The organism is Leucobacter sp. WKLB1 (assembly GCF_059696215.1).
In genome coordinates this window covers 1,543,314-1,569,855 of record NZ_AP046115.1, presented here as the reverse complement: position 1 = coordinate 1,569,855, position 26,542 = coordinate 1,543,314, and the positions used below count along the sequence as shown (strand labels likewise).

The following is a 26,542-nucleotide window of genomic DNA, read 5'->3' as shown; positions in this document are numbered from 1 at the left end:
AATTCCGAAAGCGGCTCGAATTCGAGCGCTCGCACCGAAGCCCAAACGCACAGATGCCCCGCTGCGGTGACGTGAGTCACCGCAGCGGGGCATCAAGTTCGTGCCGAATGCGGGACTTGAACCCGCACGCCTTTCGGCAACGCATTTTGAGTGCGCCGTGTCTGCCAATTCCACCAATTCGGCGAACTCCACCAGCCTAGCGCACAGTCAGGGGAACCTTGCGCGCGACGCATCCCCGATGGGCGCGTCGCGCGCTGTCGAACGAGCTAGTTGCTGAACGAACGCGGACCCGCCTCGGGCAATTGCCCGGTCGATTCACCCATGCGGTGAATGCGAAGCGTGTTCGTGGTGCCGACCACTCCGGGAGGCGATCCGGCAATAATCAGGACCTTCTCGCCGAGCTCCGCGCGTGAGTGTTCAAGCAACACCTTGTCGACCTGCTCGAACATCTCATCGGTACTGGCGACGCGAGGCACCTCATAGCTTTGCGCGCCCCAGGTCAGCTCCATGCGACGGCGCGTCCCTGAGTCGGGCGTAAAGCCGATGATCGGAATCGGTCGACGCAATCGCGACATGCGACGCACGGTGTCACCGGACTCCGTGAAGACGCAGATGAAGCGGGCTCCAATGAAATCAGCGACCTCAGAAGCCGCAAGGGTGAGTGCACCGCCCTGGGTGCGGGGAGCGCTCCCGAGAGGTTCGATGCGGCCGAGAGCGTGATCCTCCGTGGCCTCGATGATTCGAGCCATCGTCGCGACGGCCTGCACCGGGTACGCGCCGACGCTGGTCTCGCCCGAAAGCATCACCGCGTCAGCACCGTCGAGAACGGCATTCGCGCAGTCGGAGGCTTCAGCTCGGGTCGGGCGCGGGTTCTCGATCATCGACTCGAGCACCTGTGTGGCCACGATGACCGGCTTCGCATTGCGTCGTGCGATCGACACTGCTTCAGCCTGCACCAACGGCACCTGCTCCAGCGGCAGTTCGACTCCGAGATCGCCACGTGCCACCATGATGCCGTCGAAGGCTGCGACGATCTCTTCGAGGTGCTCAACCGCCTGCGGCTTTTCGATCTTGGCGATCACGGGCAGACGCACACCGGCTTCGTCCATGATCTCGTGCACGCGCGTGATGTCGGCGGCGTCACGCACGAAGGAAAGCGCGATGTAGTCGACGCCCAGCGCGAGCGCCCAACGAAGATCCTCTTCGTCTTTATCCGAGAGCGCCGGCACATTGACGGCAACGCCCGGCAGGTTGATGCCCTTGTTGTTCGATACCTTGCCGGGAATCTCGACGGTCGTGTACACCGTGTCTTCCGTCACTTTCACTGCTCGCAGAGCCACCTTGCCGTCGTCGACGAGCAACGGATCTCCGGGGCGCACATCTCCGGGAAGTCCCTTGTGCGTCGTGCCGCAGATCGTACGGTCTCCTACGATGTCTCGGGTCGTGATCGCGAATTCATCGCCGACCTCGAGCTCGTACGGACCATCGGCGAACACACCAAGGCGGATCTTCGGCCCCTGCAAATCGGCGAGCACCGCAATGGGACGCTGCACCTCGGCCTCGGCGCGACGGATGTTGCGATAGATGCCCTCATGCACGTTGTACGTGCCGTGAGACATGTTCAGTCGAGCCACGTTCACGCCCGCCTGGATCAGCGCGAGCGTGTGGTCGTAACTGGAAACAGCGGGGCCCCAGGTGGCGACGATCTTGGCGTGACGCATGCAGCGGTCTCCTTCGGTTAGTGGGTCTTACCGGGGGCGTCCGTCTCGGCAACCGGAGCGGCCTCGACGACGTCTTCGGCGTCAGATGGGGTGTCGACAGCGTCCGCAGCGTTGCGTTCGCTCGCGTCTCCACGATCGATGATGTGGTAGAACTCATCGGCGTTCGCCGTGTCCTGGAGCACCGTGTCACTCGGGTTTCGGCGCCCCGGCAAGTACACCGAGTTCTCGATACCGACGTGACGCTGACGACGCACGATGAAGAGGATGACACCGACGAGAATGGCGATCAGTGCGGCAAGGACGTTGGTGCGAATGCCCAGGAAGAGCAGGCTCGGGTCCACACGGAGCGACTCGGTGAACGAGCGACCGATGCCGTACCAGATGAGATACAGCGCGAAGAAAGTGCCCCAGCGCGGGCGCCACTTGCGCTCAATCGCGAGGAGCACGACGACACCGAGCAGGTTCCAGATCGCCTCGTAAATGAACGTCGGGTGGAACAGGGTCCCCTCGGGCAGTCCGATGGGGAACGCAGCATTGCTCGCCTCGATCTCCAGACCCCAGGGCAACGTGGTCGGTCCGCCGAACAGCTCATGGTTGAAGTAGTTGCCGACACGACCCACCGCTTGCGCGATGAGCAGGCCCGGTACCAGTGCGTCAGCGAACGACCAGAATCGGATTCCGGTGATGCGCGAAGCAATGAGCACACCGATGGCGCCGCCGATCAGCGCGCCGAAAATGGCGATGCCGCCGTTCCAGAATGCGAAGATTTCGAGCGGATTCTTGCCTGCGCCGAAGTAATCGCCCCAGTGCGTCACCACGTGATACAAACGCGCACCGATGATGCCGAGAACGAGTGACCAGACGAGGAAATCGAACACTGCGCCGCGTTCACCGCCGCGCTGACCGAGGCGACGGGCAGTCCAGATCCCGGCGATGATGATCCCCAGAATGATGCAGAGTGCGTAGAAGTAGATCCGCAGCGGCCCGATCTGCAGATACTGCAGCTCTGGGCTCGGAATGCTCAACGGGAGAATCATTCACTCCTCTTTCGGTCGCGGCGCGCTGCCGCGGGACTTCAATGGAAACCGCGCGGAATCGCCGTGCGGAAGACGGGTCAATCTTACCGCGCGGTACCCGCCGCGATACCGCGCACCGTATCGGCGAGCTGTGCCACGCCGCCGTCGCGCAGCGCGCGAACGAACGCTGTTCCGACGATTGCACCGTCGGCATAATCGAGAGCTGCGGCAACCTGCTCGGCAGTGGAAATACCGATTCCGACGCAGGCGATCTCTGCTCCCTGCTCGCGCAGTCGCTGAGTCAGCCCGCGGGCCGCCGCATCGAGCTGGGCTCGCTCACCCGTGATGCCCATAGTCGACACGGTGTACACGAATCCGCGACTCGACTCACTGACGAGCGCGAGACGCGCATCGGTCGAGCTCGGTGCGGCGAGAAAGACGCGATCGAGCCGGTGTGCTTCGCTGGCCACGATCCAATCCGACGCGGAATCCGGAGTGATGTCGGGCGTGATCAGCCCGGCGCCACCAGCAGCGGACAACTCCCGCGCGAAACGATCGACACCGTATTGCAGCACTGGATTCCAGTACGTCATGACGAGTACCGGAGTATCCACCGCTTCGCGAATGCGCCGAACGGCCTTGAAGACGTCCGAGAGACGAAACCCCTCAGCGAGCGCCGTCTGCGTGGCTTCTTGAATCACGGCCCCGTCCATCACTGGGTCGGAGTACGGGACGCCCAACTCGAGCACATCAGCCCCGCTGCGTGCCATGGCGATCGCCGCATCGATACTCGTGTCGAGATCGGGGAAGCCGACGGGAAGGTAGCCGATCAAGGCTCCGCGGCGATCCTGCTGCGCCGCGCGAATCGCGCGTGCGACCTGTGATTCCGCCGCGCTCATCCGTCGACCTCCGGTCCGTTCGCGTCGAGAAGACCGAAGTATCGGCCAGCCGTCGCCATATCCTTATCACCGCGACCGGAAAGACTCACCAAGACGATGCCGCCCTCGCCCAGCTCCGCGCCGATGCGTTGCGCACCGGCGAGTGCGTGCGCCGACTCGATTGCGGGGATGATGCCCTCGGTGCGGCTCAGGAGCCGCAGCGCCTGCATCGCTTCGTCGTCGGTCGCCGGAATGTACTCGGCACGACCGATGTCGGCGAGCCACGCGTGCTCAGGCCCGACACCGGGATAGTCGAGACCCGCAGAGATCGAATGCGACTCGATGGTCTGCCCGTCCGCGTCCTGCAGCACATAGGTTCGCGCACCGTGCAAAATACCGGGTCGACCGCGTTCGATCGATGCGGCGTGCTGTTCCGTTTCGACGCCGTCTCCAGCCGCTTCAACGCCATATAGCCGAACATCGGCGTCGTCGAGGAACGCATCGAACATACCGATTGCGTTCGATCCGCCGCCTACGCACGCGACGACGGCGTCCGGGAGACGACCGACGCGCTCGAGCAGCTGCGCGCGAGCCTCCTCGGAAATGATCTTCTGGAAGTCGCGCACCATCGCGGGGAACGGGTGCGGGCCCGCTGCCGTACCGAAGATGTAGTTGGTGCGATCCACGCTCGCGACCCAATCGCGGTATGCCTCGTTGATCGCGTCTTTCAGCGTGCGCGATCCGGTGCGCACCGGGATGACCTCGGCGCCGAGCAGTCGCATGCGAGCGACGTTGAGCGCCTGACGCTCGGTATCGACCTCGCCCATGTAGATCGTGCATTCGAGACCGAACAGCGCAGCGGCCGTGGCCGTGGCCACCCCGTGCTGCCCCGCCCCGGTCTCCGCGATGACGCGGGTCTTACCGAGGCGCTTCGTAAGGAGCGCCTGTCCGAGCACGTTATTGATCTTGTGCGAACCGGTGTGGTTGAGGTCTTCGCGCTTCAAGAAGACGCGTGCGCCTCCGGCATGCACGGCGAAGCGGGGCACCTCGGTGATCGGAGACGGGCGGCCCGCATACGAGAGCAGCAGCTCCGTGAGTTCGGCGCGGAACTCGGGATCTGCTTGGGCCGCGGCGTACGCCTCGGTCAACTCGTCGATGGCAGCGATGAGCGACTCGGGCATGTACCGGCCGCCGAATTCTCCGAAGAACGGGCCGTGCTGGTCGCGCAGGCTCGTCGTCGCCGGGTTCTGATCGGTCACAGTGTCCTCTACAGATTCAGTCAGACGCTGAGATAGGACTGCAGCGTAGCGATGGGGTCGCTCGTCACGAGCGCTTCGCCGACGAGCACCGCGTCGGCACCGGCTGAGCGATAGTGCTCGACATCTGCCACGTTGAGCACCGCCGATTCCGCAACCCGAGTCACTCCGGCGGGAATCTGGTCGGCCACACGGCCGAACAGATCGCGGTCGAGCTCGAACGTCCGGAGATCTCGGGCGTTGACTCCGATGAGCTGTGCACCGAGGTCGACCGAACGGGCGACTTCGGTATCGCTGTGCGCTTCGACGAGCGGGGTCATGCCCAGTTCAAGAATGAGGTCGTGCAGACGCTCGAGTCGGGGCTGCTCAAGTGCCGCGACGATAAGCAGCACGAGGTCGGCGCCGGCTGCTCGCGCTTCGAGCACCTGGTACTCGTCGCCGATGAAGTCTTTGCGCAGCACCGGAATGCTGATTGATTTGCGCACCGCTTCGAGGTCGGCGAGCGAGCCCTTGAACTTGCGCTCCTCCGTCAGCACGCTGACCGCGCTGGCACCACCGGCTTCGTACTGCGTCGCCAGGTCCTGAGGTTCAGGAATCTCGGCGAGATCGCCGCGTGATGGGCTTGCGCGCTTCACTTCGGCGATGACCTTGATGTGATCGGCCGGTGCCAGTGCGGCGAGTGCGTCGAGGGCCGGCCGCGCGGCCAGCGCATCCGCCTCAACCTCGGCAAACGGTCGAGTCAGCTTCCGAGTCGCAGCGTCTTCGAGCGAGCCTGCGAGGAGATCTTCGAGCACGTCAGTCGTGAGCCGGAGGGGTGAACTTCGGTCCGTTCACGCCGTAGCCGGCCTTGGAGAGAACCCACCCGAGCAATGCGCCCACCACGACAACGCCGACGCACACCCACACCATCAGTGCGTTGTGCAGGAAGAAGAAGACGGTGCCGGCAGCAATGCCGAGCAGCATCACCACGACCGCCGTCCATGCGGCGGGCGAATCGCCGTGACCGGGGTCTCCGTGCTGGGTACTCATGAATCTCCTCTGAACAGATTTCGACAGTTCCAGACTAGCGGAAATCAGAAGCACCGTTCGGCGCCTCCCCGGCGACATCGTCATCCCCCGCAGATTCCGCGTCTGTATCGGAGGTGCGGTCGGCATCGAGGTCGTCGTCGTCGCTCGGGTCGTCGCCGCCGGAGAGGGCATCCCAGTCGGAGATGCGATCCGGTTGACCTGCTGCAGTCGCAACCGTCGGCGCAGACGCATCGTACTTGCGCCCACCGGTCACCCAACGGCCGCCCCAGACGACGACGGTCACCCCGAGCAGCGCGGCGATCACCCCTGCGGCGACACACACCCAGACCCAGGCCGAAAGCTGGCTCCACACCACCAGTGACGTCGTATTCGCCCCGGTGATTCCCGTGAGTGAGGTAATGGTTCCCGCGATTGCCTCGAGCGGTTGCGCGATGACGCTGATGGTGAGCGCGGCAAGGCCCGCCCCGAGCAAGACGATCAGCGCACCCAGCACCCGCCGGAACACCCGTCCGGCAATCGTGAGCGCCAGCGCTGCGGCGAAGATTGCGATAGCGATGGGCGACACCGCGGAGTTCACGTCGTGCCCGGCGACGGTTTCGAGGCTGTGGGTGCCATCGAGCATGAAGGAGATCCAGGTCTGCGATCCGGCGAGCAGTGCAAGCGCACCGGCAGCCGCCAGCCCAGTGATGGTCAACAGCTTAGGCCGCATCGTGGGCCTCCCCCAACGCGTGCAGCGTGTTCGCGATGGCGATCGCTCGCAGCGGCGCCGCGGCCTTGCTGCGGCACTCGGCGTCCTCTGTCTCGGGTACCGAGTCGGCAACCACTCCGGCCCCGGCCTGCACCATCGCGACGCCGTCCTTGATCGTTGCCGTGCGGATCGCGATCGCGAGATCCGCGGCTCCGCCCAGCCCGAAGTACCCGACGACGCCGCCGTAGACGCCGCGCTGCACGGGCTCGAGCTCATCGATGATCTGCAGCGCACGCGGTTTCGGGGCACCCGAGAGCGTACCCGCGGGGAACGTGGCACGGAATACATCGATCGGGTTCTGACCCGAGCGAACACGGCCTTCCACACTTGACACGATGTGCATGATGTGGCTGAACCGTTCGATGCGCATGAACTCGGTCACCTCGACAGACGAAGGTTCGCACACTCTGAGCAGATCATTGCGCGCCAAGTCGACGAGCATGAGGTGCTCTGCGCGCTCCTTGGCATCGGCGAGGAGATCGCGCTCGTGCTGCTGATCCTCTTCGACCGAGGCTCCGCGCGGCCGTGAGCCGGCGATCGGGTGCGTCATGACGTGACCGTCCTCCTGAACCGTCACGAGCGCCTCAGGGCTCGAACCGACGACCGCGAAGGGTTGGCCTGCAGCGTCTTCGAGCTGCAGCAGGTAAAGGTACGGGCTCGGGTTCAGATGGCGCAGCACTCGGTAGACATCGAGTGGCGCGGCCGTGCACGGCTGGTCGAATCGTTGCGATGGCACTACCTGGAAGATGTCGCCGTCGACGATGTACTGCTTGGCGGCTTCGACCGCTGCGACGTACTCCGACGTCGAAGTGAGACGCTTCGGGTCGGGGGCGGCACCACGATCCACCGAGTTCAACGGGGAAGCTTCAGGAGCGGCGAGCGCGAGTTGCAGCGCGTCGAGTCTCGCCTGCGCATCTGCCCACTGCGCGTCAGCGAGCGTACGGTCATCGGTGGCATCTGAGAGTGCGGGATCGCCGAGCGCGGCATCGTGCAGCACGTTGGCGAGCAGCACCACGCTCCCCTCTCGATGGTCGATGACGACGAGCTCGGAGACGAAGCTGAGCCCCTGCGTCGGCAGACCGGGCCCGTCGACGGGGCCGTGCTCAAGCTTCTCGAACTGACGCACCGTCTCCCACCCGAGGTACCCGACGAATCCGCTCGCGAGCGGCGGCAAACCTTCGACCTGCGGTGACCTCCAGCGCTCGTAGACCGCGCTCAGCGCCTCGACGGGCGCCAACTCGCTGATGCCGCCGGGAAGCAGGCGCTCCTCCGACACTTCACCACCGTAGGCCGGCGACCAGTGTGCACGACCGCCGCGCTCGCCGAGCACACCGAAGCTGCCAGCACCCACGAAGCTGAACCGCGTCCAGACGCCGCCCTGCTCGGCCGATTCCAGCAAAAAGGTTCCTGGGCGCGACCCCGCAACCTTCCGGTAGATACCGACCGGAGTATCTGCGTCGGCGAACACTTCGCGGCACACCGGAATCACTGCGTGGGAGGCGCGCGCGGCGTCGAACGCGGCGCGCGAGGTCGTCAAGCTCACCGTGTCAGCCTACCGCGCGTTGGATGTGAGCCTGGAGCCGCAGAGGCCCCCGACGCCTCGAATCTCGGTGTCGCTCAATCGTCGGCAGGGTCACCGACGAGCGCAGTGATCTCACGATCGTCGAAGCAGGTGCGCGTGCCGGTGTGGCACGCCGCACCGACCTGAATCACCCGGACGAGCAGGGTGTCGCCGTCGCAGTCCATCGACACGCCGCGCACATATTGTCGGTGCCCCGAGGTGTCGCCCTTGCGCCAATATTCTTGCCGCGAGCGCGACCAGAAGGTGACTCGTCCCGTCGTGACGGTGCGCCGCACGGCTTCGCGGTCCATCCAGGCAAGCATGAGCACGTCGCCGTTGGCGTCGTCTTGAATGATCGCCGGCAATAGACCGTCGGCCCCGAACACCAGATCTGCGGGTACAGGATCGATCGAGGTCATGATGCCCGCTCAGCATCGCTGAGGCGCACCTCGTGCCCCGCATCCGCGAGCGCGCGCTTCACTTCCCCGATAGTGAAGGTCCCGTCGTGGAAGACGGACGCGGCAAGCACGGCGTCGGCTCCCGCATCCACAGCGGGGGCGAAGTGCTCCAGCGCCCCTGCGCCGCCGGAGGCGATCACTGGTACCGGCGAGATTTCGCGCACGAGTCGGGTGAGCTCGAGGTCGAAGCCTGCGAGCGTCCCGTCCGCATCCATCGAGTTGACGAGCAGTTCACCTGCGCCGCGCTCGACTGCCTCGCGGCACCAGGCGAGCGCGTCGATATCGGTCTCGCGCTTGCCGCCGTGCGTGGTCACGACGAAGCCCGAGGGCATGCGTTCGCTCCGCTTCACGTCGAGCGACAGCACGAGCACCTGGGCCCCGAATCGATCGGCGATCTCGCCGATCACTGCGGGTCGCGCGATTGCGCCGCTGTTGATACCCACTTTGTCGGCGCCGACACCGAGCAGACGCGCCACGTCGTCGACGCCGCGCACGCCACCGCCAACGGTCAGCGGAATGAACACCTGTTCAGCCGTTCGCTGCACGACGTCGTAGGTGGTCGATCGGTCGTCGACGGTCGCGGTGACGTCGAGGAAGGTGAGCTCATCGGCGCCCTGCGCCGCGTAACGTGCCGCGAGTTCGACCGGATCACCGGCGTCGCGGAGGTTGAGAAAGTTGACCCCTTTGACGACGCGCCCGCCGGCGACGTCGAGGCACGGGATCACACGGATTGCGATGGACATGATGCTCCGCTCAGAGACGCGCGGCGTGAATGGCAGTCACGAGGATCGCGCGTGCGCCGAGGTCGTAGAGGCGGTCCATGATCTGGTTCGCGTCATCAGATCGCACCATGACGCGCACGGCCACCCAGCGCTCGTCTTTCAGCGGCGACACAGTCGGCGATTCGATGCCACCGGCGATGCGCGTCGCCTCCTCGAGCTGTTCGACCGGCAAGTCGTAGTCCATGATCACGTACTTTCGAGCCACCAAGACGCCGCGCAGGCGACGCAACAGGCGTTCGATGTCGGCGTGCTGTTTCGGGCCACCGATCAGCACCGCCGTGGACTGGAGAATCACCGGTCCGAAGATCTCCAGACCGGCCGCCCGCAGTGTGGCGCCTGTCGAAACGACGTCGGCAACGGCGTCGGCGACGCCGAGCTCCACGGCCGATTCGACTGCGCCGTCGAGTTTGACGAGCTCTGCGATGACGCCGCGCTCGCGCAGGAAATCGTCGACCAGCTTGGTGTAGCTGGACGCCACCCGGCGGCCGGCGAGGTCAGCGAGCTCGGTGATGCCGCTCCCGGCAGGCGCGGCGAACCGGAACGTCGAGTCCGCGAATTCGAGCTCTTCGATCTCGGACGCGCCCGAACCGGAGTCGAGAAGCAGATCACGCCCCGTGATACCGACGTCGAGCGCGCCCGAGCCGACGTAGGTCGCGATGTCTTTCGGACGCAGGTAGAAGAATTCCACCTGGTTGCGCGTGTCGGCGTGCACGAGTTTGCGACTGTCGGAACGCCCCGTGTAGCCGGCCTCCGCGAGCATCTCGGCGGCGGTCTCGGAGAGCGAGCCCTTGTTGGGAACTGCGATGCGAAGCATGGTGCGTGGAAATCCTTCCGTGCGGCCGGTTCTGCCGGCCAAGAGTGAGAGGTCAGCGGCGAGCATCGGCGCTCGGGAATCCCGGCGCGCCGATGCTACAGATGCGCGTAGACGTCTTCGAGGGTGAGGCCCTTCGCGAGCATCAGCACCTGCAGATGGTAGAGCAGCTGGCTGATCTCTTCCGCGCAGTCTGCGTCGGATTCGTACTCGGCAGCCATCCAGACCTCGGCGGCTTCCTCGACGATCTTCTTGCCGATCGTGTGCACGCCGGCATCCAGACGCGCGACAGTGTCGCTGCCCTCGGGGCGGGTGGCCGCCTTCTCGCTGAGCTCGGCGAACAGCACCTCGAACGATTTCACGGGACTAGCCTAGCGGGTTTCATCGTGGGGCCGGATCGCACCGTCGCTCACGGCTCAGTGCGTGTGGGCGGACGCGGCGGCTCGCAGCTCTGCGATACGTGCTTCCGGAACGCCCCCGTAGACGGCGGAACCCGCGACAAAGGTATCCGCTCCGGCTTCCACGGCGACCCCGATCGTCTCGGTCGTGATGCCACCATCGACCTGCAGCCAGACATCGAGGCCGAGCCGCCGCTTGGCGTCTGCGAAGCGACGCAGCTTCGGCATCATGTCGGGCATGAACGATTGCCCGCCGAAGCCGGGCTCCACGGTCATGATGAGGACCTGATCGAACTCGGGAAGCAACTCGAGATAGGGCTCGGGGTCGGTGCCCGGCTTCAGAGCGATACCGGCTCGGGCGCCGCGCTCGCGCAACGCGCGTGCGAGCGAGACGGGTTCTGCTGCGGCCTCTGCGTGGAAGGTGACCGAGTAGGCCCCGAGCTCTGCGTAGGCGGGCGCCCAGCGATCCGCATCCGAGATCATGAGGTGCACGTCAAGCGGCACGGGCGACACCGCTTGGATGCGCTCGACGATTGGCGGGCCCATGGTGAGGTTCGGGACGAAGTGATTGTCCATGACGTCGACGTGCACGAGGTCTGCAGAACGAATCGCCTCCAGCTCGGACTGCAGGTTAACGAAGTCGGCGGACAGGATGCTCGGGTTAATGCGCTGCGCGGTCACGGGAACAGCCTACGGCCTCCCACCGACGCTGACTTCGACGCTCTAGTCTGGAGCCATGACGGACCCCGAGGACGCGCATCCGCTGCTGCCCGATGAGCCGCAGCCGACCTCCGCTGCTCCCCCGGGGCTGCTCCCTCCGCCTGGCCTCGGGCCGTCGCCGGGGCTGACCCCGCCGTCGTTCGGACCACCACCCGGCCTGACGATGCCGCCCGGCATGGATTCGCCCGGGCCAGGGGCCGCGCCGGCGCTGCCCGAGGCTCCCGCGATGCCTAATCTCACCTCGGCTGACCCGTCGTTCCTTGCCGTCGATCCCGAGTTGCAACCCGCGGTGACGGCACCTCCCGAGGTTCCCGTCGCGCCACCGCATCCCGAGCCCGTGCGCGCGGATTTCGCCCAGTCGAATCCGGCACCCGCTCAGCAGGCGACTGCTTCATCCACGCCCGCACCACCCGCGCCAGCTCCTTCGGCGCCCGCTGCCCCAGTTCCTGCGCAACCCGGCCCGAGCACCTCGCCCGCACCCGGGCCCACCGGTCTCGCCCGCGGCTCCCGCAGCATGGTCACCCCCACCGAATGCCGCCAAGCCTCTCGCACACCCCGGTGCGAAGGGCACGGGCAAAGCCGGCTGGGGCGCCCTCATCGGTCTCGGTATCGTGGCGATCTTCTTGGTGATCGGATTCGCCTCGTCGAACGGTGACCCGTCAGATGAGGCACCGAGCGACCTTCAGCTGAGTGCAAGCGACGCGGCAGTCTCCTATCTCACCGCGCTGGCGAATGGCGATGGCACCGCAGCCCGTGAGCTCGCCGGTGTCGACGGCCTCGAGCCGCTGCTCACCGACGAGGCGCTGCGCGACGCGATCGACGCCGCTCCGATCACCGATATTGCGGTGCTCGACGAGCGCGACTCGGATGACCTCGGCGACCGGGTCGTGACGGTCGCATACGAGGTCGGGGATGTCGCGGTCACCCGAGAATTCTCGTTCTGGGAGTTTCCCGATTCCTGGTTGATGACGAACGGGACCGTGCACCTGTACACCGGGGCGTTCGAGGGGATGGATCTGCGCATCGGCGGCGCCGCCCCGGAAGACAGCGCGCTGGAGGGGTTCCCGATCGCATATCCCGTCGAGCTCACGTCGGACTGGTTCGAACTGTCGACGGGCACGGACCGGCTGGTGCTCGCGGACGACTCTGCGCTCACCGAGTTTTCGACTGCGACTCCGGTGCTCTCAGACGCTGGTGTCGCAGAGTTCCGCCGTCTCGTCACGGCGTCGCTCACGGAGTGCCTCGCTGCGCAGACCCTGGAGACGAGCTGCGGGATGTCAGTGCAGCGCACATTCTCTGAGGGGTGGGCCGCGGTCGACGGCACCGTGACTCGAACGCTGCAGGCCGGGGTCGACGACCGGTTGGCTGCGATGATTCCCGATCCGGATTACGGCACCCCCACCCGGGTGACGACCTATGAATGGATCGCCGCCGACATCGCGTTGGACGTGTCGCGATCGGGCGAGGTGGCGCGTGCCGATCTTGAATACGGCGAAGAAGCTCTGCAGCCCTACGTCGACTTCAGCAGCGCTTCGCCCACGCTTATGTGGGAGTGACGGCGCCCGCACCCGGAACGGGCGGGACCTCGCCGGCGCCCGTCGATCCGGCGGAATCATGCACGTTCGGCACCGGAACCGCCGCATAGCTCCGCGACAGCACTCGATAGGAGCGAGTCAGAAACGCCCCGAGACCGAGGAGCACCATCGCGACGCCCGCCCATACGAAGATGAGGGCGATGCCGCGGCTTTGGCCGCCGCCGAGCAACCACCCCCAGTCCGCTGCCCCTGCCGGCTCGCGCATGTAGGGCACGATCCAGAACTCGGCGATGGGCGCGATGAGCAGCGAAGTGATCGGAGCTGCGGCCGCTTCGAAGGTCATGGCGAGCCCGAACACGCGGCCTTGCTTCTCGAATGGCACGACGCGTTGGATCACGGTCTGCTCCGCCGCTTCCACGGCGGGCATCAGTGCCATAAACACCCAGATTCCCGCGATGAACAGCCACGGCCACTCGCGCAGGGTGAAGCCGATTCCGAGCACCCCGAGCAAGACCACGAGCACAAGCATGGTGCGAATCGGATTCTTCCCGAGGCCAAACTTCGCCACCGCGAGGCCGCCGACGATGAATCCGGTCGAAGCGAGCCCGAACACCATTCCCCACACCTCGACGGGGAACATCTCGAGACCGTACGGATCGAGCAGCGCCATGAACACCCCGCCCGAGAGGTTGTTCAACGTCGAGAAGAACACGAGTGCGAGAAGTCCCGGCACTGCGAGCATCGCAGCCATTCCGCCCCGAAAGTCCACCGCGCTGCGGGTGGGATCGGGCACGATCTCGGGTTCGGGGATGCGAAGCGCGAGGAGATGCAGGATCGGCGCCCCCACGCAGACCGTCGCGATGATGATCGTGCCGCCCATGCCGAGCAACCCGACCGACAACCCGCTGAAGACGCTGGTGGCGATGAACGCCAAGCCCTGCACTGTGCCGACGAGGCCGTTCGCGTTGGCGTGCTTCTCGACCGGAACCAGCAGCGTCACCGTCGTGGCCAGCGCGAGGTTGCGCAGCAGCTCGACCACGCACCCCGCGAGCACGACGAGGGTGAACACCCAGAACCAGGGCCGGTCGAGTCTCAGCAGCTCCGGGCTCGGCACGGCAAAGAAGATGGCGCACCCGACTCCGAACGCCGCGAGCGACGACCATGCCGAGATCAGCATCACGCGGCGCTTGCGCAGTCGGTCGACCAGTGACCCGAACCACATCGAGCACACCGCCAGCAGGATCATGTACACGCCGCCGAGCACCCCGGTCGCCAAGATGCTTCGGGTCTCCAGATACACCCAGAAGACGACGGCGAACCAAAGGAAGTTGGTCGTCAGATTGGCCACAGCGGTATTCACGAGCACGTGCGCGAACGTGCGCGAGCCACCGACCGGCGGTGCGATCGGCACCGGCGGTCGCCCTGCCTCCGGGCCCAGATTCGTGGTCATGGCCTCAGGCTAGACGCGACCACCGACATCCGCTAGAGCCTCGTCGTGCGTGCGTCACCGGTCCGACGCCGCAGACCAGTCGTCAGCGCCGTTCGAGCAGCGCGACGAACATCGCATCCGTGCCGTGCCGGTGCGGCCAGAGCTGCGCGCTCAGCGTCTCCCCCGGAAGGTCGATCGCTCCCCGGGCCACTGCGGCAACGGCGTCGCGCGCACTGCGTTCGACGAGCTCGGGGTGTCGGCGGAGCAGACGATCAACGGTGACCCGGGTTTCGGCCAAGTGCGGAGAGCACGTCACATACGCGAGCAGCCCGCCGGGTGCGAGGTGATCCGCCGCCGCATCGAGCAACTCGCCCTGCAACTGCGTCAGCTCGGGCAGATCCGATGGCTGCTTGCGCCAGCGCGCCTCGGGCCGACGGCGCAGCGCACCGAGACCCGAACAGGGAGCATCGACGAGAATCCGATCGAACGTCGCGCCCGAAGACGGTCCGAAGGCCGCTTCAGAACGGCCGTCGTGCGAGACGACCTCGACGACCTCCGCGACTCCGGTCACGGATCGCCGCACGAGCTCGGCCCGGTGCTCGGATACTTCGTTCGCGCGCACCGTCGCGCCGCCCGCAATGGCTTCGGCGCCCAACACGGCCGTTTTTCCGCCGGGCCCGGCGCACAAGTCGAGCCAGCGCTCCCCCGATCGCACCGGGCGAGCCCGGGTAAGCGCAAGCGCAGCGAGCTGCGATCCCTGATCCTGCACCCGCGCGAAGCCGGACCGCGCTCCGGTCTCCTCGATCGCTCGTGCCGGATCGCCGCCGCCGACTTCGAGTCCGAGCGGCGAGGGGCCGCTGAGCGTGAGTTCCACCAGGTTGTCACGGTCGGCGATCTCTTCCGGCGCGACGCCGGCACCCGGCAGCACTGCCAGACTCACCCGCGGTGCGATGTTGTCTGCGGCGAGCAGCTCCTCGAGCTCATTCCGCCGCCCTTCGGCGTGCAGTGCATCGCGCACGGCTCGGATCACCCAAGCGGGGTGCGAGGACTGCGCGGCAAGTGCGTCGTCGGCGTTCCTCGCGTTCTCCGCGATGCGCGTATCCCACTCGGCAGACTCAGTGCGCCCGATCGTGCGCAAGACCCCGTTCACGAATCCCGCTGCCGCACGGTTGCCGACGCGTCGCTGCAGCTCGACGCTCTCGTTCACCGCAGCGTGGGCGGCGGTGCGCATGCCGAGCAGTTGATGCGCGCCGAGCCGGAGCACATTGCGCGTACGACTATCGATCCGCTCGATCTCGCGCCGAGCAGCGAGCTCGATGATGCGGTCGTAGCGGCCGCGCCAGCGCAGGGCACCCGCCGCCAGCTCGGTCGCGAGGCCCGCGTCGCGCGCGTCGAGTCCGGCTTCGCGGATGCGCGCAGGCAATGCCAGGTTCGCGTAGGCATCGCGATCCTCCACATCGCGCAGCACATCGTAGGCCACAAGTCTCGGCTTCGAAATCGCACTCATGAAACCATCGCCTCTCCGTCGCGGCCGCGCAACCAGGCGGCGCCATCCATCGCGGGCTTGCCGGCCGGCTGCACGCGCTCGAGCACGAGCGCGCCGTCGACGAGCTGTACCACGGCCGCTCCGCCTGAGAGCACCACCTGGCCCGCCGCCACGCCGGGCAGAGCCTCCGCACGACGCACCGCGTGCAGCTTCAGCGGTGCCTCGTCATGGAGCACGAACGCTCCGGGCTCGGGCGTCATACCGGCCCACGTCGCCAGTACCTCGGAGGTCGGCCGTGAGAGGTCAAGACGGCCATCGTCTCGCGACAGTTTGTGCGCGTAGCTCGCCTCGCCCTCCTGCGGTTCCCCGGCTTCGGCGTTCTCTGCGAGCAGCGCCACCGCGGCGACCAATGCCACCGTGCCGAACGACGCGAGATCGGTGAGCGCCGCACCAGCGGTCGTGCCCTCGGGCACCTCGCGAGCATCGCGCGTGAGCACGTCCCCGGCATCAAGCGCTTCCACGAGACGGAACACGGTGACGCCGAGCCGCTGCTCGCCCGCGGCGAGTGCGCGCTGCACGGGAGCTGCGCCGCGCCACTGCGGCAGTGCCGAAAAGTGCAGGTTGATCCAGCCGTGCACAGGGGTCTCGAGCAGCGGGGTGCGCACGAGCCCGCCGTAGGCCACGATCACGCCGAGTTCGGGCGTGAGACCCGCCACCCACTCGGTCGCCGCAGCATCCAAACGATTCGCCTTCAGCACAGGAATGCCGAGCGCTTCTGCCGCCGCCGCCACGGGTGATGGCGTGAGCACGCGCTTGCGGCCCAAAAGTGCGTCGGCGCGGGTGATGACCCCCACTACGTCATGACCGGCGGCGACGAGCGCCTGCAGACTCGGAACGGCGAACTCGGGAGTGCCCGCGAAGACGATACGCATTCGACCATTCTCCCACCTGACTCGGGCTCGTGCCGCCCGCTGCGATCCTGCTATGCTCCTCGTATGCGTACCGTGCAGCAGTGGTGGACCGCCTAGGCGGTCTCCCTCTCGTGCGCATGCACACCGACACCGCCTCTCGAGGGCGGTGTTTTTTCGTCTCCGAGTGGCGCAATGAAGCAAAGGACCACCCATGACACAGACCTCCCCCTACCGTGCCGACGCCGAGGGCAATTTCGGCGAGTTCGGCGGCGCAGAACTGCCGCCGTTCCTCGCCGGCCCGATCGCCGAGGTCGCCACGGCATACGCCGAGGCGATGCAGGATCCGGATTTCCAGGATCAGCTGCAGGCGCTCCTGCGTACCTACGTCGGTCGCCCTTCGCTGCTCTACTTCGCCGAAAACCTCACCCGCAGACTCGGCGGCGCGAAGATCTACCTCAAGCGCGAAGACCTGAACCACACCGGGGCCCACAAGATCAATCACTGCCTCGGCGAGGCGCTGCTCGCCAAGCGAATGGGCAAGACAAAGGTCATCGCCGAAACGGGTGCCGGTCAGCACGGCGTCGCGCTCGCGACCGCGGCCGCGCTCGTCGGGCTCGAGTGCGAGATCCATATGGGTGCGATCGACGTTGAGAAGCAGCATCCGAACGTCGTACGCATGGAACTGCTCGGCGCAAAAGTCGTTGCCGTCGAGGAGGGCGGTCGCTCGCTGAAGGAGGCCGTCGACTCGGCATTCGGCGTCTATGCGGCGTCTCCCGACGAGTACTTCTTCGCCATCGGCTCCGTGGTCGGGCCGCATCCATACCCCTCGATGGTGCGCGACTTCCAGTCGGTCGTTGGCCGCGAAGCCCGCGCACAAATTCTCGAGGCCGAGGGCAAACTGCCCGATGTGCTGGTGGCCGCGGTGGGCGGTGGCTCGAATGCGTTGGGCCTGTTCGATGCGTTCCTCGAAGATGAGTCAGTGCGCATTCAGGGCGTCGAGCCCGCCGGTGAGGGGCTCGAGGGCTCTCGTCACGCCGCAACGATGACCCTCGGCACGCCGGGCACGCTGCACGGCATGCGCACCAAGGTGCTGCAGACCGAATCGGGAGAACCATCGCCCGTACACTCGATCGCTTCGGGGCTCGATTACCCGGGAGTCGGACCGCAGCACGCCCACCTCGAGCAGCTCGGGCGCGTCGAGTACGTATCGGTGACCGATGAGGAGACGCTCGCCGCGTTCCAGACGCTTTCGAAAGTCGAGGGAATCATTCCGGCGCTCGAGTCCTCGCATGCACTCGCGCAGGTCATCAAGCTCGCCCCGACGCTGCCCGCAGACGCAGTCATCATCGCGAACCTGTCGGGGCGCGGCGACAAAGACGTGGACTTCGTCGCGGAGCGCCTGCGCGACGCCGCAGCGGTCTGAGCCGAACGACGCGACCGGCCTACCCGTCGAAGACCCCGCGATCGTCGAAGCGCAGCCGGAGCGCTTCGGGGCGTGCCCGCCCTGGAGCGCTCCCGCGTGTGCGCGATGCCGAGCCGGCTGCATCGGCGACGAGTGCGCCGCGCAGGCGGCTCGCGACTTCTGCACCGTGACCGTAGTCGAACCGAACGATGGCGCGCACCAAGCCCGCCGGCGTCTTCGCAGGGCCCCCCGCGGGCACCTGCGTCGGCCCGAGATGATCGGTTCCCGGAACCTCCGCGAGTTGCAGCAGCGCGCGCTCGACTTCGTCGGGCCCGCCGCTGACGCTCGCCACGCGCACCGCTGGCGGATACCGCAACGCGTGGCGATCCCGCAGCTCACCGTGCAGCCACTCCTCGGTGCGACCGGTCACGAATGCACGCACCACCGGGCCACCGCCCGAAGCCATGAGGCAGACGCCGTCTACCGCAGTGAGGGCTGCAGCGTTCTCCCACCAGCGCAGGCAATCTTCGCCTGCCCGCAACGTTTCAATGCTGAGCAGGCGCTCGGCGTCGAGCAGCACGACGGCGCGGTAGCCTCCCGCGGCCAACGGCTCGGCGCCGCGCGTTGCGACGACGATGGCAGGTCGAGCGTCGACGCGTTCCCGCGGATGGTCCCCGTCGCTGAGCAGCACGCGCGCGCCGGCGAACTGCCGCTCGAACTGTTCGACGGTGCGTCCGGACCCCATACCGCGCTCTACGAGCGTGCGCCCGTCGCAAGTGCGGCACTGCCAGCGAGCCGGGTGCTCCCCGCACCAGCGGCATGACGCCCGACCGATCGCTCGGAAACCGATCGGCCCCGCGCAGACCTGGCATCGAGCCAGGTCGCCGCACTCGGCGCACACCGCGACCGGAGCATAGCCCGGCGTGGCGACTTGTACGAGCACCGGTCCACTCCGCAGCCCTTCGCGGATCGTGCGCGCGGCGAACTCGGGGACGCGGCCCGCAAACGCGTCGGGCGCCAACGACGCGTCGGCATGTTGGATGCGGGCACGCCGCGGCGGGTTGCGCTGCGCACGCACGTAGCCCAGGTCGACGAGTCGTTGCACCTCGGCGCTGCGCGTGTGCCCGGCGAAGAACAGCCCGGCACCGGTCTGCTCGGCGCGCACGAGGGCGGCGTCACGCGCGTGCACGTAGGGGGTCAAGGGCTCGGCGAGCACGGGGTCTCCGTCATCCCAGATGAGGATCGCCCCGAGTTCGTGGGCTGGCGCGTACCCGGCAGAACGGTTGCCGAGAATAATGCGGGGCTCTGCGTCGAGTGCACGGAGGAATCCGGCATAGCGCTCACCGTTCGACTGACGCGAATCGACCCGTACCACGTGCTCGTGCCCGAAGGCGGCGAGTGCATCGCGCAGTTGGTCGAGGTCGCGATAGTCAGGAGCAATGATGATCACGCTGCGCCGTGACTCGTACACCGCGAGTGCAATGCGTGCCAGCTGCCCGGCCCACCCTCCGACCCACTCCCCCGTGTGCAGCCGCTCGGGGCCGTGCGACGCAGTCAGCGCAAGACGTGCGCCGGCGATGAGCTGTTCGGCGATGGTGTGCTCCGCCGACTGCGAGACGTCTTCGGCGATTGCGACCGCCGTGATCGCTTCGGCCTCGGCTGGATCGACGCCATCGGTCTCCGGCTCTTCCACGAGCTCAGAGTCTTCCCTGGATTCCACGACCGTCGAACCCTCTGCGCCCGAACTCTTCGTATCCGGGGTCGACGCCGCCGCCAAATGCTGCTTCTCGACGCGCACTTGGCGCGTGGGAATGGCAAGCCGCAGGATGTCACCCGCCGAGCCTCCCGCGCGATCGGCGACCGCACGAGCCAAGCGCCAGACCTCCGGGGTCAGCTGGGGTACGGGGGTGACGAGATCGGCGACGGGCGACAGCTCGCCGCCGAAGTCGCTGCGCTCGGAGAATCCGACGACGAACCCGAACGTCTTGCGTTCTCGCGAGCGGAACGGCACGCGTACGCGTTGCCCCACTCGAATCTCGTCGGCCAGCTCGGGCGGCACCGCATAGTCGAAGAGGTGATCGAGTTGCGGAAGCGCCGAGTCGAGCAGGATCTGCGCGATGGGTCGACCCTGTGCGCCTTCGGCCCGCTCATACCCCGACCATCCGTGCGCGGAGACCGGTGATGCGCTTGATGCCATACGCGGGCCTAGAGCCCGGCGGCGGCCCGCAGCTCTGCAACGCGCGGGGTAGCCTCCCAGGTGAACTCAGGCAGTTCGCGGCCGAAGTGTCCGTACGCGCTCGTCTGGGCATAGATCGGACGCAGCAGTTCGAGATCACGGATGATCGCGAGGGGGCGCAGATCGAAGGTCTCGCGCACGGCGCGCTCGATACGGTCAAGCGGCACCGTCTCCGTGCCGAAGGTCTCGACGTAGAGTCCGACCGGGTGGGCACGACCGATCGCGTACGCCACCTGCAGTTCCGCGCGCGAGGCCAACCCGGCGCGCACCACGTGCTTCGCGACCCAACGCATGGCATAGGCCGCCGAGCGGTCAACCTTCGACGGATCCTTGCCGCTGAAGGCGCCACCGCCGTGTCGGCTCGCGCCGCCGTAGGTATCGATGATGATCTTTCGGCCGGTCAGCCCGGCGTCGCCCATCGGGCCGCCGACGACGAACGGGCCGGCCGGGTTGATGAACAGGTCGGCGTCTGCACTCGAGAGCTCGACGCGCTCAAGCACCGGACGAATGACGAGGCGTTCGATCGCGTCGCGGAGCGCGGGCTGCGTCAAATCGGCGTGGTGCTGCGTCGACACCACGACGGCCTCGACGCTCGCGGCACGATCTCCGTCGTACCCGATCGTCACCTGCGTCTTGCCGTCGGGACGCAGCTCGGGCAGCTCACCGCTCTTGCGCACCTCGGTGAGGCGCTCGGCTAGCCGATGCGCGATCCAGCTGGGAAGCGGGTGGAGCTCTGGCGTCTCGTCGGTGGCGAACCCGAACATGATGCCCTGGTCCCCCGCGCCCTGACGGCTCAGCGCGTCGTCGTCACCCGAACCGCTGCGCACCTCGAGCGACGTGTCGACACCGCCCGCGATATCGGGCGATTGCTGACCGATCGACACAGAAACGCCGCAGGACGACGCGTCGAATCCCATTTCGGAACTGGTGTAGCCGATCTCACGCACAGCGTTGCGCACGAGCTGCGGGATTTCGACGTACCCCGTCGTGGAGACCTCACCGGCAACGTGCACCAAGCCCGTGGTCACGAGCGTTTCGACGGCGACGCGAGCGCCCGGATCCTGCGCGAGCATCGCGTCGAGGATCGTATCCGAGATGCGGTCGCAGATCTTGTCGGGGTGCCCCTCGGTAACGGACTCTGAGGTGAACTGACGCAACGACACGGGTCTCCTAGAACTGCGATGACGGGGCGGAAATACATCCACCAGATGAAAAAACGCCGATGGCGTCGGACCCTTTCAGGGTATCCGACGCCACCGACATCGCTGAGCTGCATCACTCAAGATTGCAGAGCCAGCGAAAGATTGCGGCTGCAATCGCGACTTATGCCTCTTCGTCGAGCTCCGGCGTGGCCTCAGCGCGCCGGGTCATCGTGAGTTTGCCCTCGACGATCTCGTGCAGGGCGATCGAGAGCGGCTTGTCGTCGACCGACGAATCGACCAGCGGGCCGACGTTATCGAACAGATTGCCGTCGTGCAGATCGGTGTAGTAGTCGTTGATCTGACGGGCACGCTGCGAAGCGAAGACCACCAGGGCGTACTTCGAATCGACCTTCTCGAGCAGATCGTCGATGGGCGGGTCGATGATGCCGTTGGGGTTGGCCATTACACACTCCTCTTGTTGACCGTCCTATCCTACCCGAGGAACGAGGGATCTGCTTGACGTGCGGCTCGTCTACCCCAGAAGCGAGCGCACCAGCACATGCCCGCGCGCCGCGGAGAGTCGCGTCCACGTCAGCGAACGCGCGATGTGGACCGGCGCGTCATCAGCGAGAAACCCCAGTGTCTCGGCAGCGAATGCGGCCGCTGCCGGCACACCGGGCGCCATCTCCAACCCCCACACCGTTGCTCGAACGCGGTGCACCACAGCTTCGCCGGGATCGGCGGGCAGCGCCGCGGCCACGCGGTCGATTCCTTCGAGTGCAACCCCGCGCACCGAAACCGCGTCCAGCGAACCGGCAGCGATCCAGCCCGAGGTGGGCGGCAGTACGCCAGCCCATGCCGCCATCGGGCTCGGAACCGGCAGTTCCAGCTCACGGCCGATGAACCCGAGTCGGGCAATGCGATCGAGCAGCGCGCGCGCCTCGACCGTGGTGTCGACGTCAGGCTCCGTCGATGTTGCCAGAGCGAACGCACGCATGACGAGCACCACAGGCACCGGATCGGTGATCCCGCGCGGCGCCTGCGTACACCCGAATACCGCGAGCACGGCCCCCCGCGACACGATCCGCACCTCGGGTTGCCCCGCGCGCAGGAGTCGTTCGAGGAAGATCTTCAGGTCGTCGCGTGTCGCCGCATCGGCGAGCGAAAGGGTCGCAGGCATCGCTGCCGAGTCTAGTCCGCGCAGGCCGGAGCACCCCGGTCGCAGCCCTAGACTGGGGCCATTCCAGTCCGCGCGCACACGACGGAGGCCCCATGACCGCATCACCGAACCTGCTCGAGATGCTCACCGTGCTCGATTCGGGTGCACGCACCCGTGAGAACATCCTGACCGGCCCGCCGCTGCCCACCCCGCACGGGCGATCCTTCGGAGGACAGGTGCTCGGTCAGGCGATCGCCGCCGCCGGCACGACGGTCCCCGACGATCGGCAGATCCACTCGATGCACGGCTACTTCCTGCGACCAGGCGATAGCGACGAGCGGATGACCTTCGAAGTCGACCGCCTCCACGATGGGCGCTCATTCTCGACCCGACGCGTTCAGGCGTATCAGCACGGTGAGGCGCGCATGTCGATGATCTCGTCGTTCCAGACCCCGGATGCGGGTGTGGAGCACCAGCAGATGATCGATCTCACGACGGTCCCCGACCCCGAAACGTTGCCGACAGTCTGGGAGAAGTACGGCCACCTCGGCGGCGATGGACGTGCCTCGTGGGTCCTCAATCGACCGTTTGACTTTCGCTATGCCGAGTCGGACATCATCCTGCGCGTTGCCGAGCGCACCTCGACACAACGCGTCTGGATGCGCAGCCGCGATGCATTTGACGCCTCACCACTGCTCAATGCTGCGGCACTCGCCTTCGGCAGCGACTACCTGCTGCTCGAACCGGTGGCGCGACGGCACGGCATTCCCTGGGCCACACCGGGGATGCGGGCGGCGAGCCTCGACCATGCCATGTGGTTCCACCGCCCGTTCCGGGTCGACGAGTGGTTGCTCTACGAACTCGATTCGCCGACGTCACAGGGCGGTCGCGGGCTGGCGCATGGCCGCTTCTTCGACCGTGACGGCAACCTGGTGGCAAGCGTGGCGCAAGAGAGCATGATCCGGCTGCCTGGCCAAGAGTAAGCCCGGAAACCGTCTTCAGCCCCGCCGCATGCGCAGCGGCTCATCCATCCAAGGCTCGACTGATGCTCGGCCGGCATCCGACAGGCGCATCGGACGCAGCGTCGCCCCGTCAACGATGACGATGTGGGAGATCGCCTTCGCGACGACCGAGCGCTCGGGAGCCGCGCCATCGACGATCTCGTAGTGAACTTCGAGGCTCGATCCCCCGAGTTTGCCGACCCACAATTCAACGGTGATCGGACGCTCTGAGTACTCGAGCACGCGGGTGTACTCGATCTGCTGGCTCGCCACGAGCATTTTCGGGCCGTTCGGATCGTCGCCCCGGAAATGACGTTCCATCCCCGTGCGCTCGCGCCCCGACCCCAGCCAGAAGGTGCGCACGCGCGCCTCCTCAAGAAATCGCGCGAATGCGACGTTGTTCACGTGCCCGTAGGCATCCTGATCGCCCCAGCGCAGTTCCATATCGACGCGTGTCCGTGTCATGAGTGTTCCCCTCTCGCCTCGCCAGGCTCCTGCCCGCGAGGCGATCGATGTGCGCCCCAAGCAAGCGAGGCGCGGCCCCTCATCGGGAGCCGCGCCTCGCTGCGGTTCAGTCGCGAGTGAGCTTGCGGTAGGTGACTCGCGATGGCTTCGCCGCGTCGGCACCGAGCCGCTCAATCTTGTTCGCCTCGTAGGCCTCGAAGTTGCCCTCGAACCAGTACCAGTTCGCGGGGTTCTCCTCGGTGCCCTCGTAGGCGAGAATGTGCGTTGCGATGCGATCCAGGAACCACCGGTCGTGCGTGATGACGACCGCGCAACCCGGGAACTCGAGCAGCGCGTTCTCGAGGCTCGTGAGCGTCTCGACGTCGAGGTCGTTGGTCGGCTCATCGAGGAGCAGGAGGTTACCGCCCTGCTTGAGCGTCAGGGCCAGGTTCAGGCGGTTGCGCTCGCCACCGGAGAGTACGCCGGCCGGCTTCTGCTGATCCGGACCCTTGAACCCGAAGGTTGAGACGTAGGCGCGCGACGGGATCTCGACGTTGCCGACCTTCATGTAGTCGAGGCCCTCGGAGACCACCTCCCACACGGTCTTCTTGGGGTCGATGCCGCCTCGCGTCTGGTCGACGTAGCTCAGCTTGACGGTCTCGCCGATCTTGAGTTCCCCACCGTCGAGCGGTTCGATGCCGACGATTGTCTTGAAGAGCGTCGTCTTACCCACGCCATTCGGGCCGATGATGCCCACGATGCCGTTGCGCGGCAGCGAGAACGACAGGCCATCGATGAGCGTGCGCCCGTCGAAGCCCTTGTTCAGCGATTTCGCCTCGAGCACGACATTGCCGAGACGCGGGCCCGCGGGAATCTGGATCTCTTCGAAGTCGAGCTTGCGCGTGCGCTCGGCCTCAGTCGCCATCTCCTCGTAGCGGGCCAGACGTGCCTTCGACTTCGCCTGACGCCCCTTGGTGTTCGAGCGAACCCACTCGAGCTCCTCTTTGAGGCGCTTCTGCAGCTTCTGATCCTTCTTGCCCTGCACCTCAAGGCGAGCTGCCTTCTGCTCCAGGTACGTGGAGTAGTTGCCCTCGTAGGGGTAGAGGCGGCCGCGGTCGACCTCACAGATCCAGGTTGCGACGTGGTCGAGGAAGTATCGGTCGTGGGTGACGGCCATGACCGCACCCGGATACTTGGCGAGGTGCTGCTCGAGCCACAGCACGCTCTCGGCATCGAGGTGGTTCGTGGGCTCGTCCAGGAGCAGCAGATCCGGCTTCTCGAGCAGCAGCTTGCAGAGCGCGACGCGGCGCTTCTCACCGCCTGAGAGGTTCGAGATGATGGCGTCGGCCGGCGGGCAGCGGAGTGCATCCATGGCCTGCTCGAGCTGGTTGTCGAGGTCCCAGCCGTCGACCGCGTCGATCGCTTCCTGCAGCTCGCCCATCTCGGGAAGAAGCTTGTCGTAGTCGGCGTCGGGATTCGCCATCTCCGCTGAGATCTCGTTGAAGCGATCGAGCTTGCCCTTGATCTCGGCGACGCCCTGCTGCACGTTCTCGAGCACAGTCAGGTGCTCGTCGAGCTCCGGCTCCTGCATCAGAATTCCGACGGAGTATCCGGGGGTGAGGATCGCGTCGCCGTTCGACGGGGTATCGAGCCCCGCCATGATCTTCAGAATCGTGGACTTACCGGCCCCGTTCGGGCCGACCACACCGATCTTCGCGCCCGGCAGGAACGCCATGGTCACGTCATCGAGGATCACCTTGTCGCCGTGCGCCTTGCGCGCGCGAACCATCTGGTAAATGTACTCAGCCATAGACACTTTCGGGCGCGAAGGCGCCCCGAACTCCTTTGTGGGCAGGAATGGATGCGGATCGCCACCACTCTACCGCGCGGAGCGTTGCTCAGCTGATGGGCGCGGTCTCCCCGATCAGGCACAGATCCTGATTCGGCCCGACTGCGGGTTCATTCTGTGCGACGAAGCTCCGATCAGCTGCGACGACTTGACCGATCAGGCAGTCCGTACCGATGCGCACCGACACGAAGATGTTGTCGGCGGGCAGATTGGTCTTGCTCGCGTCGAAACTCACCTGCATCGCGCTCTTATCGAAACCGGCATCGGCGACGGCTTGCACGATCGGTGCGCCCTGCACGGCCCCCGTGCCGGCGCTATACGCCCGTAGCACTTCCGTGAAATACGGCAGATTCTCGGCGGCAGACCCCCCGGGAACCAGCTCGGGGGTGGTCTCCGGCGGAGCCTGCGTCTCGCGCTTCGGCGTCTCGGGTGTGGGGCCCTCCAGCAGGGCGCACCCGCCGAGCAGCAGTGCGCTCAGCGCGAGCGCTCCGGCAGCGGCAAACGCAGATCGGCGGGCGGGATGCGGATCAGTAGGCACACGCACAGTGTACAAAGCGGGCGCGCGACCTT

At 66.5% G+C, this 26,542-nt stretch carries 26 protein-coding genes and 1 tRNA gene; 3 read left to right on the top strand and 24 right to left on the bottom strand.

Annotation, left to right across the window (positions count from 1 at the left end):
* Positions 1-101 precede the first annotated feature (101 nt).
* The 14 genes from ACZF5Y_RS07090 to rpe all read right to left on the bottom strand — a co-directional run bounded on the left by ACZF5Y_RS07090 (position 102) and on the right by rpe (position 11,339).
* A tRNA-Leu gene (locus ACZF5Y_RS07090) sits at positions 102-183 on the bottom strand.
* Positions 184-266: 83 nt separating this feature from the next.
* Positions 267-1,721: a pyruvate kinase gene (gene pyk / locus ACZF5Y_RS07085; RefSeq protein WP_497535101.1), complete on the bottom strand. Its 1,455-nt coding sequence runs from the start codon at positions 1,719-1,721 to the stop codon at positions 267-269.
* 17 nt (positions 1,722-1,738) lie between these two features.
* On the bottom strand, positions 1,739-2,758 hold the full coding sequence (lgt, locus tag ACZF5Y_RS07080) for a prolipoprotein diacylglyceryl transferase (protein ID WP_497535100.1): 1,020 nt from the start codon (positions 2,756-2,758) through the stop codon (positions 1,739-1,741).
* 83 nt (positions 2,759-2,841) lie between these two features.
* The gene (trpA, locus tag ACZF5Y_RS07075; RefSeq protein WP_497535099.1) at positions 2,842-3,636 is read right to left on the bottom strand and encodes a tryptophan synthase subunit alpha; all 795 of its coding nucleotides are present in this window, start codon (positions 3,634-3,636) and stop codon (positions 2,842-2,844) included.
* Positions 3,633-4,874 (bottom strand): tryptophan synthase subunit beta, encoded by a 1,242-nt coding sequence (gene trpB / locus ACZF5Y_RS07070; protein WP_497535098.1) that lies wholly within the window; start codon positions 4,872-4,874, stop codon positions 3,633-3,635. Before trpB (ACZF5Y_RS07070) ends, trpA begins: the two co-directional genes overlap by 4 nt.
* Before the next feature lie 20 nt (positions 4,875-4,894).
* Positions 4,895-5,665, bottom strand: a complete 771-nt coding sequence (trpC, locus tag ACZF5Y_RS07065) for an indole-3-glycerol phosphate synthase TrpC (RefSeq protein ID WP_497535097.1) — start codon at positions 5,663-5,665, stop codon at positions 4,895-4,897.
* Position 5,666: 1 nt separating this feature from the next.
* The gene (locus ACZF5Y_RS07060) at positions 5,667-5,900 is read right to left on the bottom strand and encodes an HGxxPAAW family protein (RefSeq protein WP_053352940.1); all 234 of its coding nucleotides are present in this window, start codon (positions 5,898-5,900) and stop codon (positions 5,667-5,669) included.
* 34 nt (positions 5,901-5,934) lie between these two features.
* Complete coding sequence (locus tag ACZF5Y_RS07055; RefSeq protein ID WP_497535096.1) at positions 5,935-6,609, bottom strand: Trp biosynthesis-associated membrane protein; 675 nt, start codon at positions 6,607-6,609, stop codon at positions 5,935-5,937.
* Positions 6,599-8,191 (bottom strand): anthranilate synthase component I, encoded by a 1,593-nt coding sequence (locus ACZF5Y_RS07050; RefSeq protein WP_497535095.1) that lies wholly within the window; start codon positions 8,189-8,191, stop codon positions 6,599-6,601. Before ACZF5Y_RS07050 ends, ACZF5Y_RS07055 begins: the two co-directional genes overlap by 11 nt.
* A 74-nt stretch (positions 8,192-8,265) precedes the next feature.
* Positions 8,266-8,628, bottom strand: coding sequence for a phosphoribosyl-AMP cyclohydrolase (gene hisI / locus ACZF5Y_RS07045; RefSeq protein ID WP_497535094.1), 363 nt, complete (start codon positions 8,626-8,628; stop codon positions 8,266-8,268).
* On the bottom strand, positions 8,625-9,410 hold the full coding sequence (gene hisF, locus ACZF5Y_RS07040) for an imidazole glycerol phosphate synthase subunit HisF (RefSeq protein WP_497535093.1): 786 nt from the start codon (positions 9,408-9,410) through the stop codon (positions 8,625-8,627). The genes hisI and hisF overlap by 4 nt, the downstream gene beginning before the upstream one ends.
* A gap of 10 nt (positions 9,411-9,420) precedes the next feature.
* On the bottom strand, positions 9,421-10,263 hold the full coding sequence (gene hisG / locus ACZF5Y_RS07035; RefSeq protein ID WP_497535091.1) for an ATP phosphoribosyltransferase: 843 nt from the start codon (positions 10,261-10,263) through the stop codon (positions 9,421-9,423).
* A 95-nt stretch (positions 10,264-10,358) separates the two neighbouring features.
* Positions 10,359-10,622, bottom strand: coding sequence for a phosphoribosyl-ATP diphosphatase (locus ACZF5Y_RS07030; RefSeq protein ID WP_053352935.1), 264 nt, complete (start codon positions 10,620-10,622; stop codon positions 10,359-10,361).
* Positions 10,623-10,676: 54 nt separating this feature from the next.
* Positions 10,677-11,339 carry a ribulose-phosphate 3-epimerase gene (gene rpe, locus ACZF5Y_RS07025; RefSeq protein WP_497535090.1) on the bottom strand — a complete coding sequence of 221 codons (663 nt, stop codon included), beginning with the start codon at positions 11,337-11,339 and terminating at the stop codon, positions 10,677-10,679.
* A 650-nt stretch (positions 11,340-11,989) separates the two neighbouring features.
* On the opposite strand from rpe, the gene ACZF5Y_RS07020 reads away from it, so the two are divergent.
* Positions 11,990-12,934, top strand: coding sequence for a hypothetical protein (locus ACZF5Y_RS07020; RefSeq protein ID WP_497535089.1), 945 nt, complete (start codon positions 11,990-11,992; stop codon positions 12,932-12,934).
* Here ACZF5Y_RS07020 and ACZF5Y_RS07015 read toward each other — a convergent pair.
* From ACZF5Y_RS07015 to ACZF5Y_RS07005, 3 genes are all read right to left on the bottom strand, one after another.
* Positions 12,921-14,363: an MFS transporter gene (locus ACZF5Y_RS07015; RefSeq protein ID WP_497535088.1), complete on the bottom strand. Its 1,443-nt coding sequence runs from the start codon at positions 14,361-14,363 to the stop codon at positions 12,921-12,923. The genes ACZF5Y_RS07020 and ACZF5Y_RS07015 overlap by 14 nt on opposite strands.
* An 82-nt stretch (positions 14,364-14,445) precedes the next feature.
* The gene (locus ACZF5Y_RS07010; protein WP_497535087.1) at positions 14,446-15,849 is read right to left on the bottom strand and encodes a transcription antitermination factor NusB; all 1,404 of its coding nucleotides are present in this window, start codon (positions 15,847-15,849) and stop codon (positions 14,446-14,448) included.
* Positions 15,846-16,760: a methionyl-tRNA formyltransferase gene (locus tag ACZF5Y_RS07005; protein WP_497535086.1), complete on the bottom strand. Its 915-nt coding sequence runs from the start codon at positions 16,758-16,760 to the stop codon at positions 15,846-15,848. Before ACZF5Y_RS07005 ends, ACZF5Y_RS07010 begins: the two co-directional genes overlap by 4 nt.
* Before the next feature lie 190 nt (positions 16,761-16,950).
* Here ACZF5Y_RS07005 and trpB (ACZF5Y_RS07000) point away from each other — a divergent pair, with 190 nt between their 5' ends.
* Positions 16,951-18,162, top strand: coding sequence for a tryptophan synthase subunit beta (gene trpB, locus ACZF5Y_RS07000; RefSeq protein ID WP_497535085.1), 1,212 nt, complete (start codon positions 16,951-16,953; stop codon positions 18,160-18,162).
* A gap of 19 nt (positions 18,163-18,181) precedes the next feature.
* Here trpB (ACZF5Y_RS07000) and ACZF5Y_RS06995 read toward each other — a convergent pair whose 3' ends face one another.
* From ACZF5Y_RS06995 to ACZF5Y_RS06980, 4 genes are all read right to left on the bottom strand, one after another.
* On the bottom strand, positions 18,182-20,338 hold the full coding sequence (locus tag ACZF5Y_RS06995; protein WP_497535084.1) for a primosomal protein N' family DNA-binding protein: 2,157 nt from the start codon (positions 20,336-20,338) through the stop codon (positions 18,182-18,184).
* A gap of 8 nt (positions 20,339-20,346) precedes the next feature.
* Positions 20,347-21,540, bottom strand: coding sequence for a methionine adenosyltransferase (metK, locus tag ACZF5Y_RS06990; RefSeq protein ID WP_497535083.1), 1,194 nt, complete (start codon positions 21,538-21,540; stop codon positions 20,347-20,349).
* Between the two features lie 160 nt (positions 21,541-21,700).
* Positions 21,701-21,982: a DNA-directed RNA polymerase subunit omega gene (gene rpoZ / locus ACZF5Y_RS06985; protein ID WP_053352927.1), complete on the bottom strand. Its 282-nt coding sequence runs from the start codon at positions 21,980-21,982 to the stop codon at positions 21,701-21,703.
* Between the two features lie 69 nt (positions 21,983-22,051).
* Complete coding sequence (locus ACZF5Y_RS06980) at positions 22,052-22,699, bottom strand: DUF8185 domain-containing protein (RefSeq protein WP_497535082.1); 648 nt, start codon at positions 22,697-22,699, stop codon at positions 22,052-22,054.
* A gap of 92 nt (positions 22,700-22,791) precedes the next feature.
* On the opposite strand from ACZF5Y_RS06980, the gene ACZF5Y_RS06975 reads away from it, so the two are divergent.
* Positions 22,792-23,661 carry an acyl-CoA thioesterase gene (locus ACZF5Y_RS06975; RefSeq protein WP_497535081.1) on the top strand — a complete coding sequence of 290 codons (870 nt, stop codon included), beginning with the start codon at positions 22,792-22,794 and terminating at the stop codon, positions 23,659-23,661.
* Positions 23,662-23,676: 15 nt separating this feature from the next.
* Here ACZF5Y_RS06975 and ACZF5Y_RS06970 read toward each other — a convergent pair whose 3' ends face one another.
* From ACZF5Y_RS06970 to ACZF5Y_RS06960, 3 genes are all read right to left on the bottom strand, one after another.
* Complete coding sequence (locus ACZF5Y_RS06970; protein ID WP_497535080.1) at positions 23,677-24,144, bottom strand: acyl-CoA thioesterase; 468 nt, start codon at positions 24,142-24,144, stop codon at positions 23,677-23,679.
* Between the two features lie 106 nt (positions 24,145-24,250).
* Positions 24,251-25,933: an energy-dependent translational throttle protein EttA gene (gene ettA / locus ACZF5Y_RS06965; RefSeq protein WP_497535079.1), complete on the bottom strand. Its 1,683-nt coding sequence runs from the start codon at positions 25,931-25,933 to the stop codon at positions 24,251-24,253.
* Between the two features lie 88 nt (positions 25,934-26,021).
* Complete coding sequence (locus ACZF5Y_RS06960; protein WP_497535078.1) at positions 26,022-26,510, bottom strand: DUF6993 domain-containing protein; 489 nt, start codon at positions 26,508-26,510, stop codon at positions 26,022-26,024.
* Positions 26,511-26,542 lie beyond the last annotated feature (32 nt).

Excerpts from the sequence above, each read along its gene's own strand:
- trpB (WP_497535085.1), top strand. The coding sequence starts at position 16,951 with ATGACACAGACCTCCCCCTACCGTGCCGACGCCGAGGGCAATTTCGGC.
- rpoZ (WP_053352927.1), bottom strand. The coding sequence starts at position 21,982 with ATGGCCAACCCCAACGGCATCATCGACCCGCCCATCGACGATCTGCTC.
- hisI (WP_497535094.1), bottom strand. The coding sequence starts at position 8,628 with ATGACCTCGATCGATCCTGTACCCGCAGATCTGGTGTTCGGGGCCGAC.
- pyk (WP_497535101.1), bottom strand. The coding sequence starts at position 1,721 with ATGCGTCACGCCAAGATCGTCGCCACCTGGGGCCCCGCTGTTTCCAGT.
- ACZF5Y_RS06970 (WP_497535080.1), bottom strand. The coding sequence starts at position 24,144 with ATGACACGGACACGCGTCGATATGGAACTGCGCTGGGGCGATCAGGAT.
- hisG (WP_497535091.1), bottom strand. The coding sequence starts at position 10,263 with ATGCTTCGCATCGCAGTTCCCAACAAGGGCTCGCTCTCCGAGACCGCC.
- ACZF5Y_RS06975 (WP_497535081.1), top strand. The coding sequence starts at position 22,792 with ATGACCGCATCACCGAACCTGCTCGAGATGCTCACCGTGCTCGATTCG.
- hisF (WP_497535093.1), bottom strand. The coding sequence starts at position 9,410 with ATGTCCATCGCAATCCGTGTGATCCCGTGCCTCGACGTCGCCGGCGGG.
- ACZF5Y_RS06980 (WP_497535082.1), bottom strand. The coding sequence starts at position 22,699 with ATGCCTGCGACCCTTTCGCTCGCCGATGCGGCGACACGCGACGACCTG.
- ACZF5Y_RS07015 (WP_497535088.1), bottom strand. The coding sequence starts at position 14,363 with ATGACCACGAATCTGGGCCCGGAGGCAGGGCGACCGCCGGTGCCGATC.
- lgt (WP_497535100.1), bottom strand. The coding sequence starts at position 2,758 with ATGATTCTCCCGTTGAGCATTCCGAGCCCAGAGCTGCAGTATCTGCAG.
- ACZF5Y_RS06995 (WP_497535084.1), bottom strand. The coding sequence starts at position 20,338 with ATGGCATCAAGCGCATCACCGGTCTCCGCGCACGGATGGTCGGGGTAT.
- ACZF5Y_RS07055 (WP_497535096.1), bottom strand. The coding sequence starts at position 6,609 with ATGCGGCCTAAGCTGTTGACCATCACTGGGCTGGCGGCTGCCGGTGCG.
- ACZF5Y_RS07010 (WP_497535087.1), bottom strand. The coding sequence starts at position 15,849 with ATGAGTGCGATTTCGAAGCCGAGACTTGTGGCCTACGATGTGCTGCGC.
- ACZF5Y_RS07005 (WP_497535086.1), bottom strand. The coding sequence starts at position 16,760 with ATGCGTATCGTCTTCGCGGGCACTCCCGAGTTCGCCGTTCCGAGTCTG.
- trpA (WP_497535099.1), bottom strand. The coding sequence starts at position 3,636 with ATGAGCGCGGCGGAATCACAGGTCGCACGCGCGATTCGCGCGGCGCAG.
- ettA (WP_497535079.1), bottom strand. The coding sequence starts at position 25,933 with ATGGCTGAGTACATTTACCAGATGGTTCGCGCGCGCAAGGCGCACGGC.
- ACZF5Y_RS07060 (WP_053352940.1), bottom strand. The coding sequence starts at position 5,900 with ATGAGTACCCAGCACGGAGACCCCGGTCACGGCGATTCGCCCGCCGCA.